The following is a 14574-nucleotide window of genomic DNA, read 5'->3' on the forward strand; positions in this document are numbered from 1 at the left end:
TGGGTCTAGTCGAGGGGCCTCAATGCGAGGACGGTCGAAGCAACGATGACGAAGATGGTGATGGCGGTGTACATGGCAGGATTCGGCGATGGCACCCGGACAGATGAGACGTGCAGTCCCGCAAGGACGAGAAAAATGCTGAGCGTGAGAGTTACGAATAATTCGCTCGGAAAAAGCGGTCGGACAACAAAAGCGGCAGCCATTATCGGAACATCATACGATAGCGGCACCCCCAAGAAGCGCCCATCAGCTGATTTGCCGAAGTTCGCAAAGTAGCTGAGCCTTATTGCCCCTGCTGCGAGTAGGCCGGTTGCGGTCAGCAGGGCAAGAAAGGAGGCTCGGCTGAGTTGAATTACTATTACGGCGGGCAAAACGGCTCCGTAGATAATGTCAGCAAACCCGTCGAGGCTCTTTCCCATTTTTGCGACATCTGGATGGCGATGCTTTGTGCGAGCTGCCACGATCCCGTCGAGGTGATCGCACAGGACAGCCCAAAGTGCCGCGGCTATCGACAGCTCAAGACGATCGGAAAGAGCAAGAAATAAGCTGGCAGACGAAAATAGAAGGCCGCCAGTTGTTATGGCGTTTGCTGGATCCCAGAGATATCTGAGCATTGCAGTTCACCTTCTGCGGGTTATGCCCTGACGCTGCGCTCCTCTGAAAATGCGCTCGGCGATGTGCAAATCTTCAGGAGTGTCGATTTCGTACCATTTCAGGTTATCGCATCGCGCCGTTGCCAACCGCAGGCCACGCAGTTCAACAAGATAAGAGAGAAGCTCCTCCGTGTAGGCCTGGGTCACTCCGGATCTAACGACCTCGTCCAGCGCTGGAACGATCGTTGCCTTGAGAGCCGGCGCAGAGAGCCGTAAAAGGTTCATCGTTTTGAAAAGCCGTGGCCCATTCGCGACGAGGTTCGCCCCGGTTTGCTTCATTCGGAACTCCGAGATGAAGCCGTTATCCGACAACAAGACTGCCGAACCTTCCATCAATTCGTCGAAGGGAGCGATTGCGGCCACCTCGGTCGCTTGGCTGAGCAGCAGATAACGCAGCACATCCTCCTCGAAGAAGACGTCGCCCTCGAGCAGGAAGCAATCTCCGGAAAGCAGTGCGTCACGCGCAAGCCAGAGCGAATAGGCGCTGCCGGTACGGTCAAAAGCCGGCGATTCCACATAGTTGATCCCAAGCGTACCGAAGCGGCGACCGCACGCGTATTGGATAGCGTCCTTGCGGTAACCGACCACGAGTGTCACCTCTTCCACGCCGACAGCTTCCAAGTTTCGTAAGGCATTGTGGAGGATCGGCGTGCCGTTGACCTCAACCAGGGGCTTCGGCCGTAGATCAGTCAGCGGTCGAAGGCGAGAGCCCACACCAGCGGCGAGGATGACGGCATTCTTGGGTGCATTGATAGCCATTTCAGTCGCTTTGTCGTCGCGGATATCTCGTCTCCGCTCCAAACCGTCTAGAAACCGACACGCTATGCCGGCGCCGTTCGAGCCAAAAACAACGATCGGCGTTGGCTCACGCCGTGAGAGCTCGTCCTCGATCCAGGATGCTGCTGGCAGTTGCGGGTGCGGCGCGAGGTCTAGGGAGTGCTTGCAAAGGAGACGCCCTATTTAGCGACGACGAAATATCGTCCGTGTCGGCCGGCTCAGTGCGCTCGTAGATTTCAGCAGGTTGTTGCGAAGGGCGAGGAGATCCGGGCAGGGCACTGCAGCGCGGCATGGGTCGGCCAGGTAGGAATTTTCGTGCCATTTGATGCTATCTCCAATGCCAGAACTGTGAGCAGGTACCTCGCCGGAAGGCGAAGTGAAATGTCGTAGCGGAGCAGATGGTTGCATGGCGGCAGTCCTTCGGGCGCGAATGAGGCTATTGCCGGGTGTCGTCAGAATGCAGATATCGCGCTTCTGCATTGGCCAGTTCGTTGTACTCAAACAGTTCGAAGAGCTCATCGAGCGTCGCAATATCGGGCTCAATGCTCGAAGTGTTCTCCTCAGCGAAGATGCGACCGCAGGCCTGCTGCATGGCGGCTATTGCCGCCCTCATGGAATGGTTGGCCCAGATCACCGTGGAAATGCGGGCTTTGCGATAAGTGGAAACTGGCGTTCGATAGTATTTCGTAGGCACAATCACCACCGGCAGCCTGTTCTGCCAGGCGCGCGCAAACGCGAGGATCTCGTCGGCGGCGGTCCTTCGCGAGTGAATGAGGATCGCATCGGCCCCAGCGTCGGCGTAAGCGTGAGCGCGCGAAATTGCTTCGTCCATTCCGTGGCCGCCGATCAGTGCTTCTATCCGGGCCACAAGGACGAAGTCTTGCGCGACCGTATCCTTGACGGCGCGCAGGCGGCCGGAGAACTCATCGATGTCAGCGAGGGGGTGTAGATCACCAACGAACGAGTTCAGCTTCGGAAAGCAGCTGTCCTCCAGAGCGACTCCGGCAGCGCCACGCTGTCGGAGTTTGCGCGCCAGCAGGCGAGCGTTGTTGAAGTTGCCGAACCCGCCGTCCCCGTCGACCAGAACTGGCAGCTGGCTCGAATCTACAATTCGCTCGACGACGTCGACAAGTTGACTCCACGATCCTTCGCTGGCGTCCCGGTATCCCAGAGAGGAAGCTATCGACAGGCCGGATGCCCAGAGGCCGGTGAAACCTGCGCGCTTAGCGATCGCGGCGGAGAGGCCGTCATGCGCTTCCATGAGGAACGAGAGTTTGCCGCTGCAGCAGACCTGAGTACGCAGCATTCCGGCAATTGACGAACCACCACATTGAACCGAGCCATTGGCGAGGACAGACGGTGATTGGTCTTGCATGCTGGTTCCTCGTGCGTTTGGCCGGCCGATACGATCTGGGAGGTGACATGTGTCCGTCATCTAGATCAATTGCGGGGGTTGGTAGTTGACACTAGACCCACAAACTGTGGGGCCCGCTGTAGATGCGCAGGAACTTCGGCTGAGGCGAAACCATCAGCGAATGATTAATCGTTTCTGGCGGAAGCCGCTCGCATCTTGCCGCACTCCTGCGGTTCTGAGACCGCGCGCTTGCGCACCGGTTCAGTTCAACAGCATTTCGTCATCCTCGATCGTTGAACGATGCGAAAGATGGGGATGTACGATATCTCTTGGCGGTGAGGGGTGATGGAGCCGACCCGCGGGCGCTGATGTCAGGTATGCAACATGCTGTCGCTTTCATGACACGTCCGCTCGAGCAAATAGCGTTTACAAATCAAGCCGTGCAATTGGCACGGACCTTGATTGAAGCTTGTAGGTAGGAGCGCCTGTGCAAGGAGTGGCAGTGGTGGCTTACAAGAGCATTAGCTCTAAGTGGATTGTCTGGGACGAGGACGAAGTTGGCCGTCGCAGTGACGTAACGTCTCGCAGTGTGCGTGCGGTATTGTCGGCATGATCGATTATTGGGTCATGGTTCGCGACAACATCGCTGCGCGCACGCGCCGCGGCGCTGCGCCCGTGCCGGGTCCATTCCCTGCCGGCGTCAATATTCGTGAGTCAGCCGAATTCAAATGGATCGATGCCGAGGTTCGGCGGATGGATGCCGACGGACCAGCCGCGGTCGATTGGAGCAACGTCAGCACGCTGTCCCTCAACATCTTGGCTAACCAGTCAAAAGACATTCTGGTCGCCTGTTGGGCTACCTATGGTTTGTTTCGGGTCGAGGGGTACGAGGGTCTTGCCGTTGGCCTCGGCGTCTTGCGCTCCATGGTGGAGGCGCATTGGGAGAGGCTATTTCCGCCGTTGAAACAGAAAGGTGCCCGGGGCGGAGCACTCGATTGGCTCGTTTGTCGCCTTAGGCCGGCCGTGGCCGGGATTGCGCCGACCACGGCCGACTCTCTGGCGGTAGTCGCCGCCTATGATGCGCTTGATGATCTGGCTCGCCAACTCGGCTGGAAACTGGAAAGCGGACGGCTCACTTCGGAGGGTTTGCTCCGGGCGCTGCAATCGTATCACGAACAAGCCACCCGCGATCTAGCCGCCGCAACCGAGCGTGCGGCTCAAGCGGTCCGAGCCGCCGAATGGATGGGAAGCGCATTGGCGGAACACATATCGTCCAGCTGATGTTGCTCAAACAGCACATCGAATGTCGCCTCACGCCGATGGCGAACGCGCTGCCTTTATGGACCGTTGGACCAACATGCTGTGGCAACCCATTCTTTCAGAGACACACTCGCCCGTCTTGAAGGAACAGGGTGAAGTTCCCTGAGCGCTTCGGCATATAGCTGAACGCCGTGGCTAGGCATGTCTTCGGGAGATGTCGGCGAGTTGCTCGCTTCATGCGGGAATTGCTGCTGCGTCACCTGCTGCCGGTCCAAGCCGGATCCTCTGTCAGGGCGGTCCGTCTTCGTTTGTCAGGACAATAGCACCCATCTTCGCTGGGGCTGCGGCGATACCTTTCGCGTAGGCTTGTCTGGACTTCCTGTTCGAGGCCAAACGCGACTGCCCCAGGATCATACAAGACCCATGATGCAGGATAGCCGGCGCCGCCGGGCAGGGCGGCAGCGCTTGCGCACAAGACTCTCTTGGCTCGCCTAAGACGCTGGGCTGTGCGGGCTGCAACGAGACCGGAAGTTTGAACTGCCGCGGACCAAAGTTCTGCGCCTGTCGGCTGCGAGTCTCTCGGCTCGACGGCCTGGACGGTCGATCGAAGCGTATGGACCAGAGACAATTGGTGCCGCCCTGTGGGGTCTCACTTCATTGTATTCGGCGACCTTGTCAGGCTCATCCAGGCCACTGAGCGTCGAGGCGCGGCGGGGATCCCCTGCGCCGAGGTTACAAAGTTGAGAGTGACGCTATCTGAGGCACACGTGACTTCTATTAATCGCAAAAGTTGGTTGTTCCATCGCGTGAGCGCATCAAACATGGAATAGTTGGGTTGGCACAACCAGAAATCGTCACAAGGCTACAGTTTCCTTGACGTGCATTCGGAACATGCGGGGAAATAGTACGATGCCAGGTGCGGATTGGAAATCAGAGAGCGCGTACCACGAGGTCAAGAACGCAGAAACGGTCGACATAGCCTGGGAATGGCTTCGCCGCGACGGCGAATATCACAAGGACTTTAGGGCGCTCCTCAGCAACAAGAGATCTGGCGCGACGGATCACTTCCGAAGGAAGTGGGGACTGACGTTTCCCGGCTGATCCACAAACGACGTTCGACAAACAAGCCATTTTCTGGGCTCCAGAGGCGCTTTCGACCGTGCTAGCCATCAGCGCGGCGATCGGCTCGACAACGTCCAGACCGTATGAGCTTGATCTGGCCAATCTGGCAGGCAGCGACTTTCGTGAGGCACCAGATGGGTGGCATGCTATTGTGCCGCTTGGAGGAGCGAAGCATCGCCTTTGGCTAAGAGAACTTCCATCGAGCGGCTCATTAGCAGCGGTCGATCTGCCACTCGACCGCAACTTCGACATCCGTTTGCAGGCGGCACATCGATTTTGGCGAGCGCTCGAACAACGCTCGATTGGACCTCCCCCTCTCGCGCAATCGATCGCGACACGGCACCGGCACATCCTTGCCCTGCGTGCACTGGATGGGTGGTTGGAAGGAAACACCTACCGCCAAATCGCGCAAGGCCTGTTTGGCGCGCTTCGCGTTCCCGACCGAGCGTGGAAAACGCACGATCTACGCAGTCGGACCATTCGCCTGGTCCAGATGGGGCTGAGTTTCATGCGGGGCCGCCATCGTGACTTGCTCCGTCAAAAGGACAAAGATAGGGATGACACCTCCTGAGGTCTTCGCTGATCGCTAGCTGTCCGCTGGGGTCGGTTCGCGTGCGGCTCATAGATGCGGTTGTGAGGCGGCGATATCGTGGAGGCGATCAAGATGTCGTCGGCTGGGACGAAGCGGCAGCCCGGCGGAGAGCCAAAGGTCGTGAGCAGTGGCGGTTAATCGTCGAACATTCGCCGCAGGCGGGTTTTCTACCCTTATGTGCGGATACGCACTGATGCAGCAGGGGCGAACCGCGCCGGCATGGCCCCCCGTGATCGCCGGCTACATCGCCCCGTGGAAGGCCCGAGCAGGCGGCCCAAGCATCCGGACGATCCCGGGTCGCGAGCTGACCCACTTGATGTACGCGTTCGGTGTCGTCTCGGCAGAAGGACTGGCCGAACTTGCGAATCGTTGCGTCGATGCAGGAGTTTGCGACGGAGCCGCGCCCCCCAGTCCGCTCGGTGGCAATTTCGCCCAACTCGCCGAACTGAAGCGGATCAATCCGCAGCTTCGGATCCTGATTTCGTTGGGCGGTTGGACCGGATCGAAATACTTCTCGGCAGCCGCTGCCACGCCTATCTCGCGCGCGCGGTTCGCGCAATCCGTCATTGACGTGTTCTTTCGGCCGTATCCGGGTCTGTTCGATGGAGTGGATGTCGATTGGGAGTTTCCCGTCTCGGGAGGGCGTCCAGGGAATCTCGGGCGTCCTGAAGACCGGAGCAATTTCACGCTTCTGATTGCGGAGCTCCGCCGAAGACTCTCCGACTTCTCGGCATTGGAGCGCCGGGAGCTGGAGCTCACCATTGCCGTGTCAGCCGTCCCCGACAAGATCGTTAATCTGGAGGCGGCCGCTCTGGCCCGGCTGGTCGACCGGATCAATCTGATGGCCTATGACTATCACGCGGGTTCGGCCGTTGCCGGCTTCAATGCTCCGCTGTTCGCCTGCGCTGGCGATCCAGATCCAGATCTCAATGTCGATGCAAGTGTGAATGCCTTGATCCGAGCCGGCGTACCGCCTGCCAAGGTGGCGCTCGGGGTGGCCTTCTATGGCCGAACTGTTGCGGGCGTTTCGCCGGAGAACAATGGGCTCTTCCAAAAGGGGACGACAGCGAGCGCAGAGTGGGGAGGCGGCGACGGCATCGACTATCGAGATCTCCTGGCCCGGAGGCCGGTTCAGCAGGGCTTTCGCCAGTATTGGAGCGACGAGGCCCAGGTGCCGTGGCTCTATGACGCTGAACGGCGGATATGGATCAGCTACGACGATCCGCTCTCCATCGCACGCAAGGCGATGTACGCGCGCGCCCGTGCGCTTGCCGGGATCATGATCTGGGACCTGTTTGCTGACGACAATTCACTGCTCGCGGCACTCCGCACCGGCACCCTTCCTTCGCAAAAATCCGAATAGGTGTTTGGTCAGCGCGCCGCTTGCTCGTCATCAGCGTGCCTCGAACCAGCTGCGACTAGGTCGGTGCTATGGAACCAGAGCCACTCCCGGTTGAGAACGGCATTGCCGAAGATCCGATCGCCTGCCGGTAGGCGCGGCCTCACGTTCGATGAAGCGGGCTCGATGGCTTCCGAATGCGCCAATCTTCTGCGTCGTACTTTTCCACCGGCAACTGCAATCTTTTGGCTCGTTCGTCGCGGTCCTTCCTTCGAAACTCCCGCTCGCGACGCTCGAACTTGGCAAGCTCGTCATGCATGAACTCAGTATGTGAGGCGCCGGCGCTTGGGGTGCGGTCGGACATATTCATCTCCTGATATTTGGTCAGAAACATAGATCGAGTTGCCGACGTATTACCTCACCTTGAGGACGCCGCGAAATAGCAACGAATTGGGCGAAATCACCGCGAACAAAACGAGTGCTAGAGCTTACGAAGTACCACAAATCAACAGCTTAGTGGCGCTTGCCGTGCAACATAGGCGGCGTATGCTTGAGCCGCCGCTGCTGGCTGAGATAGCCGCGGCGGCTCTTGGGCGAACGAAGCTCGCCCAAACGACCAGAACGCGAGTGTCGGCGGGAACGATTAAGAAACGGCTGAGGACATTTCGGGCGAAATCGGCTAGGCTCGCAACCGCAGAGGGAAGGGCCATGCCCGTACGGAGTGAGCGGGCCTTGCGGCGCCCGGATTTGAAGCCGCTGCTTGTTCGACTGCGCAAGGTGCAGTCATGGCGCCGGGCTCGGCTTCAGCGGCTCATCAACGATCCGGACATCGAAACGAACGACCCGGACCGGCGTCACGCGATCAACGCGGCGAAACGCGACACGGAAGTAGCCACGCGCGCCAAGGCGATCCGCATGGGCCTTATTGATCGGATAGCCCGAAGAGGAGTATCCGCCCCCAAAATGTTCACCTCGGGTTCATTGCTGGTCATTTCTCTACGACCTCGCAATCGTTCTAGGTATCATAACTGCCGATGCTGCACGTGGCAGTCGAGCGATCGCCTGGCTGTTTGACCGCCTTGCTGATCATTGCTTAATTCAAACTCCGGCCCTAGCCCTGGCTTCAAGGCTCATGCACATCACTTCTGCGGGCGAAGCGTGAGTAGCTAGGTTCGACCAGTTAGCAGAGCCATTCCGCAGAAGTATATAATGGTGCCACTCTACCAAGTCGCTTTAAAGTCAGCGTTGCTCTAAAGGTTGCGCGTTGCGCCAAGGGGATATGCTGTTCGCTCGACGGTCGCAGGTGTCACGGCGGGGCACCTTCGCACCTTCCGGCCTTGGTGCACCGGAAGCACCTGAGGCGGTTGGCGAGATCGTGCAACAGAGGTCGCGGGGGCGGCGCGGCCAACCCTTCGATGCCGATTGAGGAGCACACCGCGTGCCGATCCAGACCCTGAGTGACCCGTTGCTCGACTATCGCCTCCTCATTTAGTCGAAAAAGGCCAAGGCTGGATACTCACGCTGTGATCACCGCGGATTACTCAGGGTAGATTATGTAACCCAAACAACCTTTCATTGACGCGAGGCGGCCAATCATGGTGTACTGTCCTCAGTCCCAGGACAGAGGACAGCTGGATGGACGGGATGAAAAGTCAGGATTTGGTCGTTCTTTTGAAGCTCGCAGCCTTCTGACACCTTAGAGGATATTCGATTCTCGCTGAGATAGTCGTCGAGCGCGAACTCCTGCATCTTGGCGCTAATCAAATACCAGTCGATCTTCGTTTTCTTTCGCGGCGCCCATTTCGTAGCGGCGTCGGGAATATCGTTGGCGATATGCTTGATTGTTCCGAGCTCACGCTCCTAGAAAACCGTGGCGCTTGCCCTGTCGTTCACAATCGACGAAGGCCCTAACGTGAGGGTCCCAAGGCGTTGCTCGCTAGCTTCTGTGTTGGTGATAATGCCGTGCCCGCCCAGTCGAGCGCCAATATTGTAGCGGAAGCTTGACGATGCCGCGATGCGCGCCATCAGGGGCAATCGCATCTCGAAGGCGTTCGGCCGCATTGTGATCGACGACAAGCCGGTCTGCTTCTGGCCGTGTCAGTGAGTCGGACCTGATTGACGTAGACAATGTGCCGATGTCCAGCCGCCTCGGGCACGCCAAGGAGCTCGATGAAACCCTGCAGGATCTGCGTGAAAATGGCGCCAGTGTCTATTCGGCGACGCGCGATCGCAAGTTTCGCAACGATAGTTGGGAAGATGCGCCGCCGGTTCTCCTATCGAGGACTACGGCGTGATCGCGGCGGATGAGGCGTCTGCACCTCGGATTTGAACGGTTGGCCTTCATCGCCTTGACGAGTGCACGCATGGTGTTGAACGACAGCCACTTGACTCGACGTTGGTCAGCTTCCCGAAAGCTAGCTCTGCCACCCTGGCATCATGGGGATATCGCTCGGAGCTGATCTGCGACTGAATCAAACGCAAACATCGTCAAACGGAGTTTTGAGATGGTTCGAATTCATGATGCGCTTGACACAGTTACGTTGGCTTACGGCAGTACATCAGGCGCTGCGCAGCAAGATGAAACCATAAACCTCCACGCCTTTGACCAGCAGCCGGACGAGATACCGCCGGAGCTGGATGAACCAGTCGATGCAGGTTCCGCCCATTCTATTGCCTCGGACGAGGTGGCGGATTTGGTCAACCAGCAACCCGACATGAAGCTTGTCATTATTTCGAACCGCGGCGCCGAGTTCGAGCCCGATAAACCCCAGGCCGGCGGGCTTGCTGCTGCCCTCGAGCCGGTCGTGGAACGCTCCGGCGCCGCCTGGATATTCTCATCGAAAGAGCGCGGTGACGGGACTGAACGGCCTCTGCCACTCGAGAACATTGGTGCAGGTCAGATCGCCAAGCTCGATCTGCCGGCTGCGCATTTTCCCGGCTACTATCGAGATTATTCGAATTCAACGTTGTGGCCGGTATTGCACTCCCTGTCCGACCGGATGTCGCGCACCGAAGAGGGCTACGACAGCTATTGGCAGACGAACGATTTCATCGCGCGTGCGGCATTCACGCTGCGGGATCGGGATGCATTCTGGGTGCATGATTATCATTTATTTCCGCTCGGGGCCGAGTTGCACAAGCTCGGCATCGAGCGGCCAACCGGCTTTTTCCTGCACACGCCGTGGCCGGCGCCCGACATGATAAGGCGCGTAGCCAACCATCGCGAGCTGATGAAATCGATGCTTGAATACGATCTGCTGGGCTTTCAGACGAATCGGGACCTGAACAATTTCGCGGCCTGCCTGCGAACCCATTTCGGGCTGGAGAGCAGGGATGGTGTCGTGATTACGGCGCGAGGCCAGACGCGACTTCAAAAGTTTCCGATCGGGATCGATCCGAGGCAGTTCGCAGAATATCTCGCTGCAGACCTCTCTCCCGCAGAGCAAGAGAAAGTCTCGTCATTATTGCAAAACTTCGAGGGATCCAAGTTTGCGATCGGCGTGGACCGGCTCGATTATACGAAGGGTATCGACAAGCGGGTCGAAGGGCTAAATCAGCTTCTAGGGACTGAGCCGCACAGCATCTCGCTGTTGCAGATCGCGCCGCCCTCACGTGACGACGTCCTGGAGTATCAAAACTACAGAGCCGACGTGGTGAGCGCTATCGACCAGGTCAATGCCGAGCATGGCACAAGCGAGTGGAGGCCGATCCACTTCAGGAATGAGCCGTTCAGTCAGGCTGCGCTCGCGCGGCTTTACCGCGCAGCCCATGTTGGCGTCGTGACCCCGTTGCGCGACGGCATGAATCTGGTTGCGAAAGAGTATGTTGCCGCACAAGACCCGAAGGATCCCGGCGTGCTGGTCCTATCCAAGTTTGCGGGCGCGGCGGAAGATTTCAACGAGAACGAAGCGCTTCTGGTGGATCCGAACCACCCTGAAGAGATCGCAGCCGCTATTTCGAAGGCGACCCACATGCCGCTTGAGGAGCGTATCACCCGCTGGCGCTCGATGATGGACAAGATCGAATCCTATACCATCCACGATTGGTCGGCGGATTATGTTCGAGAGCTGGACAAAAGCCGAGTCACTGTTCCCGCTAGTCAGTTCCACCATCTCGGTCTTGGCTGGACCAACGAGGCTCAAATGCCGCTGTACCGGGATCATGCCGAGGCCCTGACCGCCTACAACAAGATCGACCCCGCGGATGCCGCCTTGAAAGAGGCTGCCTATGCAGATGTTAAGTCAAGTTTTGAGGCGCTAGCGGCTCCACTGATGCATACACAGGACAGACTCTGGGTCCTGCCGGCACCGGACAGTTTCGCCTAGTCGTCGTCCCGAACAAGAGTCCGGAGCCGGCGAGGAGCGATCGGGCGGGAAGTATAGCACCGCGGACTATACGCTTCTGTAGCAGGACCACTATGGAACAGTCCACATCCGGGGAGCTGACGCGGTTCTTGCGGACCGAGCGGGCCCGGATGATGACGGGTATGTTAATGAGCTCCGTCAAGCACATCATGCGAGGGGTCCATGACCAGAACTGGAGCGATACGGCCAACTTATTGTCGCTACCCACAAACGACGCTGATGCGCGTGGCCGCAGCACCAGTTGGCAGCGATGCTCCCCGTTGTCCTTTCGCGCCGAAAATGGGCGCTTGTCCAGGGGCGCAACACCCACCATTGCGGAACGGCTTGCAGCGAGGCTTGCGCTCGCTTCCGACCAGCCCGAGGGCGATCCCGCCGACACGAAACCCGCGTCTGCTTGGCAACCAATGTCGGCAACCGGACATGGTCGTGCAGCCCCGAGCTGCTGAAACTGTCGCCTCTTTAGCCGGCACGCGGTTTGCAGTGAATGGATCCGCAAGATATCGCTGCACTGTGTCATGCGTTGCGTGCTTTTCGCCGTGCGTCTGCTTGACGCGTCAGGCGTGCGAGCGTGGCTCGCCGGCTTCATCGGGAGAAAGTCAATGAAGACGTCACGCCTCTCCGCCGCGCTGCCTTCGATTGCCCGCGCCACGTCCACGGCGCTTTCATAGGAGCGAATGACTATGACGGCGGCAAATGATCCATCGCTCTGGCTCGAGGACATCGAAGGACAAGGCGCATTGGCCTGGGCTCGCGCCGAGAACGAGAAGACACTTGGGGTGCTGCAGTCAGATCCCCGGTATCGGCGCTTCTACGATCAGGCGCTCTCTATCCTGCAGGCCAAGGATCGGATCCCATACGTTTCGTTGGGACGGCGTGGCCTGGAAAACTTTTGGCAAGACGAGAATCATGTCCGTGGCATCTGGCGGCGCACCACTCTGGAGAGCTATTGCAGCCAGGATCCACAGTGGCAGACCATCCTCGACGTGGACGCGTTGGCCGTCGCCGAGAACAGGAACTGGGTCTTTCAAGGTGCCGGCTGTCTTCCGCCCGAAGAGCGCCTCTGCCTGATTCATCTTTCCGACGGCGGCAAGGATGCCGCGTCCATACGCGAGTTCGACACCGAGGCCAAATCCTTCGTTGCGGACGGATTTCATCTTCCAGAAGGCAAGCAGACCGTCAGCTGGGTCGATGGTGACACACTCCTTGTTGCACGGGACTGGGGCGAGGGGTCTTTGACGCAGGCCGGCTATCCCTTCGTGGTGAAGCAGCTCAAACGCGCTCAGCCGCTGAGTGGGGCTCGCGAGATCTTTCGCGGCGAACCTACCGACGTTCAGACGGTGCCCCTGGTACTTCGAGACAGCGAAGGTCAAGTCCATGCGACCGGCGCCATCCGTTTCATCAGCTCTGTCGAGCGTGATTATGTGGTCTTCCGCCCCGATGGGCCCATCAAGCTCAATCTGCCGAAGAAGGCCGCAATAGTCGGGCTCGCGAGCGGCCGCCTGCTTGTGGAACTTGACGAAGAATGGGAGCCCGGTCACGTCAGATTTGGGACCGGCTCGCTGATTTCGTATGATCTGGCCGAATGGAAACAGGATCCCCTGCGGGCCAAAGCCTCGCTTGTCTTCCAGCCTAGGCCCCGCCAGGCCCTGAGCGGGGTCAGTCGCACAAAGAATTTGTTGATCCTGACGATCCTTGAAAACGTTCAGAGCAAAGCGTTCGTTTACAAGTACCATCAGGGAGCCTGGTCGGCCACGCCGATCCAGCTGCCGCAACATACAAATGTCAGCCTGTCAGCCACGTCCGACCAAGCGGACCAGGCGATGTTCGCCGTCTCGAACTATCTCAGGCCAACGTCAATCTGGTATTTTGATGCCGAAACCCAAAAACTTGAGGAATTGAAGACGGCACCTACTGCCTTTGATGCGTCCAATCATGTCGTAGACCAGTTCGAAGCGACTTCGCGTGATGGCACGTCAATTCCCTATTTTCTGGTGCGGCCGAAGGCCGCGAGGTTTGACGGCGCCATCCCGACGCTTCTTTATGGCTATGGCGGGTTCCAGGCTTCGCTTCTGCCTTCCTATCTCGGACCCGTGGGGCGGCTCTGGCTCGAGCAGGGCAACGCCTATGTCGTTGCGAATCTGCGCGGCGGCGGCGAGTTTGGTCCTCAATGGCATCAGGCAGCCCAGGGGGCAACGAAGCAGACGACATGGGATGATTTCATTGCCGTTGCCGAGGACCTGATCCGCCGCAAGATCACAAGTCCGCGCCGGCTGGGCGTAATCGGCGGCAGCCAGGGCGGCCTACTCGTCGGCGCCGCAATCACGCAACGGCCCGAGCTGTTCAACGCGGCGATCATCCAGGTGCCGCTGTTTGACATGCTACGATACACGAGCCTCGGCGCGGGCGCCTCCTGGATTGCCGAGTACGGTGATCCTGCCATCGCCGAGCAGCGCGCATGGATCGAAGCCTACTCGCCCTATCAGAAGCTGGTATCGGGCAAGACCTATCCCGCTCCTTTTATTCTCACCTCCACCAAGGACGACCGGGTGCATCCGGCGCACGGCCGCAAGGCTGCTGCGAGACTAGCGACGCTCGGCCAGCCTTACTTCTACTACGAGAACATCGACGGAGGACACAGCGCCGCGGCCAATCTGGTCGAACATGCGCGTCGACTAGCGCTTGAATATACCTATGCGTCGAAGCGGCTTTGTTCTGAGTAAATTCGGCGCAAGCGACCAATCGAAGCAGGTAAATCCAGGCCATTGCATATCTTTACGTCACCGTGTTCCCTGGCTGAATTGATCGAGGCGGACGCGAGGCGATAACAGCGAACCATGCGATCGACGGGCAGGATGCTGTACGGGATTTGACAGTGATTGACGGAATTCGAAGAGCGCGGGAGGCGCTCGAACGCAAGCCCGTCAACCAGCAGTTCGTCTTGCAGCAGCTGGCCCGGCGGTATTTCCGTCGACGGGCAAAATGTTGCGGAACCTAGTTGACCCATGACTTGCTATTCCAGATCTCAAATTACGTTTGCTCCCCTCTGGAGGAGATTGCACAGCAATGAACGCTGCACCGAGCGGGATTTCTCATGCTATCGTGCATCAGGGGCC

11 protein-coding genes are annotated in these 14574 nt (G+C 58.9%); 7 read left to right on the forward strand and 4 right to left on the reverse strand.

Translation table 11 applies throughout. The features are described 5' to 3' along the window. Window positions 1-5: 5 nt before the first annotated feature. The 3 genes from AC1VNY_RS04960 to aepX form a co-directional block, all read right to left on the reverse strand. Window positions 6-614: a CDP-alcohol phosphatidyltransferase family protein gene (locus AC1VNY_RS04960; RefSeq protein ID WP_482404341.1), complete on the reverse strand. Its 609-nt coding sequence runs from the start codon at window positions 612-614 to the stop codon at window positions 6-8. A 6-nt stretch (window positions 615-620) separates the two neighbouring features. Next, entirely contained in the window at window positions 621-1412 is a 792-nt protein-coding gene (locus AC1VNY_RS04965; RefSeq protein WP_482404342.1) for a phosphocholine cytidylyltransferase family protein, read from the reverse strand. 454 nt (window positions 1413-1866) lie between these two features. Beyond that, window positions 1867-2736 carry a phosphoenolpyruvate mutase gene (aepX, locus tag AC1VNY_RS04970; RefSeq protein WP_482404412.1) on the reverse strand — a complete coding sequence of 290 codons (870 nt, stop codon included), beginning with the start codon at window positions 2734-2736 and terminating at the stop codon, window positions 1867-1869. A gap of 657 nt (window positions 2737-3393) precedes the next feature. On the opposite strand from aepX, the gene AC1VNY_RS04975 reads away from it, so the two are divergent. The 4 genes from AC1VNY_RS04975 (at window position 3394) to AC1VNY_RS04990 (ending at window position 7121) form a co-directional block, all read left to right on the forward strand. Next, window positions 3394-4065: a type VI secretion system ImpA family N-terminal domain-containing protein gene (locus AC1VNY_RS04975; RefSeq protein ID WP_482404343.1), complete on the forward strand. Its 672-nt coding sequence runs from the start codon at window positions 3394-3396 to the stop codon at window positions 4063-4065. Window positions 4066-4953: 888 nt separating this feature from the next. Continuing rightward, the gene (locus tag AC1VNY_RS04980; protein ID WP_482404344.1) at window positions 4954-5145 is read left to right on the forward strand and encodes a transcriptional regulator domain-containing protein; all 192 of its coding nucleotides are present in this window, start codon (window positions 4954-4956) and stop codon (window positions 5143-5145) included. Between the two features lie 58 nt (window positions 5146-5203). Continuing rightward, window positions 5204-5737, forward strand: coding sequence for a DUF2285 domain-containing protein (locus AC1VNY_RS04985; RefSeq protein ID WP_482404345.1), 534 nt, complete (start codon window positions 5204-5206; stop codon window positions 5735-5737). 214 nt (window positions 5738-5951) lie between these two features. Further along, complete coding sequence (locus AC1VNY_RS04990; RefSeq protein WP_482404346.1) at window positions 5952-7121, forward strand: glycoside hydrolase family 18 protein; 1170 nt, start codon at window positions 5952-5954, stop codon at window positions 7119-7121. 139 nt (window positions 7122-7260) lie between these two features. Here AC1VNY_RS04990 and AC1VNY_RS04995 read toward each other — a convergent pair whose 3' ends face one another. After that, window positions 7261-7461: a hypothetical protein gene (locus AC1VNY_RS04995; RefSeq protein WP_482404347.1), complete on the reverse strand. Its 201-nt coding sequence runs from the start codon at window positions 7459-7461 to the stop codon at window positions 7261-7263. Window positions 7462-9232: 1771 nt separating this feature from the next. On the opposite strand from AC1VNY_RS04995, the gene AC1VNY_RS05000 reads away from it, so the two are divergent. From AC1VNY_RS05000 to AC1VNY_RS05010, 3 genes are all read left to right on the forward strand, one after another. Continuing rightward, window positions 9233-9391, forward strand: coding sequence for a hypothetical protein (locus AC1VNY_RS05000; protein WP_482404348.1), 159 nt, complete (start codon window positions 9233-9235; stop codon window positions 9389-9391). Window positions 9392-9601: 210 nt separating this feature from the next. Next, window positions 9602-11422, forward strand: a complete 1821-nt coding sequence (locus tag AC1VNY_RS05005; protein ID WP_482404349.1) for an alpha,alpha-trehalose-phosphate synthase (UDP-forming) — start codon at window positions 9602-9604, stop codon at window positions 11420-11422. A 719-nt stretch (window positions 11423-12141) separates the two neighbouring features. Then, window positions 12142-14181 (forward strand): prolyl oligopeptidase family serine peptidase, encoded by a 2040-nt coding sequence (locus AC1VNY_RS05010; RefSeq protein WP_482404350.1) that lies wholly within the window; start codon window positions 12142-12144, stop codon window positions 14179-14181. The last annotated feature ends 393 nt before the right edge of the window (window positions 14182-14574 follow it).

The organism is Bradyrhizobium ferriligni (genome assembly GCF_056837965.1).

What these genes read in the sequence shown, in the direction of transcription:
- AC1VNY_RS04960 (WP_482404341.1), bottom strand. Translation starts at nt 614, where the DNA reads ATGCTCAGATATCTCTGGGATCCAGCAAACGCCATAACAACTGGCGGC.
- AC1VNY_RS04965 (WP_482404342.1), bottom strand. Translation starts at nt 1,412, where the DNA reads ATGGCTATCAATGCACCCAAGAATGCCGTCATCCTCGCCGCTGGTGTG.
- aepX (WP_482404412.1), bottom strand. Translation starts at nt 2,736, where the DNA reads ATGCTGCGTACTCAGGTCTGCTGCAGCGGCAAACTCTCGTTCCTCATG.
- AC1VNY_RS04975 (WP_482404343.1), top strand. Translation starts at nt 3,394, where the DNA reads ATGATCGATTATTGGGTCATGGTTCGCGACAACATCGCTGCGCGCACG.
- AC1VNY_RS04980 (WP_482404344.1), top strand. Translation starts at nt 4,954, where the DNA reads ATGCCAGGTGCGGATTGGAAATCAGAGAGCGCGTACCACGAGGTCAAG.
- AC1VNY_RS04990 (WP_482404346.1), top strand. Translation starts at nt 5,952, where the DNA reads ATGCAGCAGGGGCGAACCGCGCCGGCATGGCCCCCCGTGATCGCCGGC.
- AC1VNY_RS04995 (WP_482404347.1), bottom strand. Translation starts at nt 7,461, where the DNA reads ATGTCCGACCGCACCCCAAGCGCCGGCGCCTCACATACTGAGTTCATG.
- AC1VNY_RS05000 (WP_482404348.1), top strand. Translation starts at nt 9,233, where the DNA reads ATGTCCAGCCGCCTCGGGCACGCCAAGGAGCTCGATGAAACCCTGCAG.
- AC1VNY_RS05005 (WP_482404349.1), top strand. Translation starts at nt 9,602, where the DNA reads ATGGTTCGAATTCATGATGCGCTTGACACAGTTACGTTGGCTTACGGC.
- AC1VNY_RS05010 (WP_482404350.1), top strand. Translation starts at nt 12,142, where the DNA reads ATGACGGCGGCAAATGATCCATCGCTCTGGCTCGAGGACATCGAAGGA.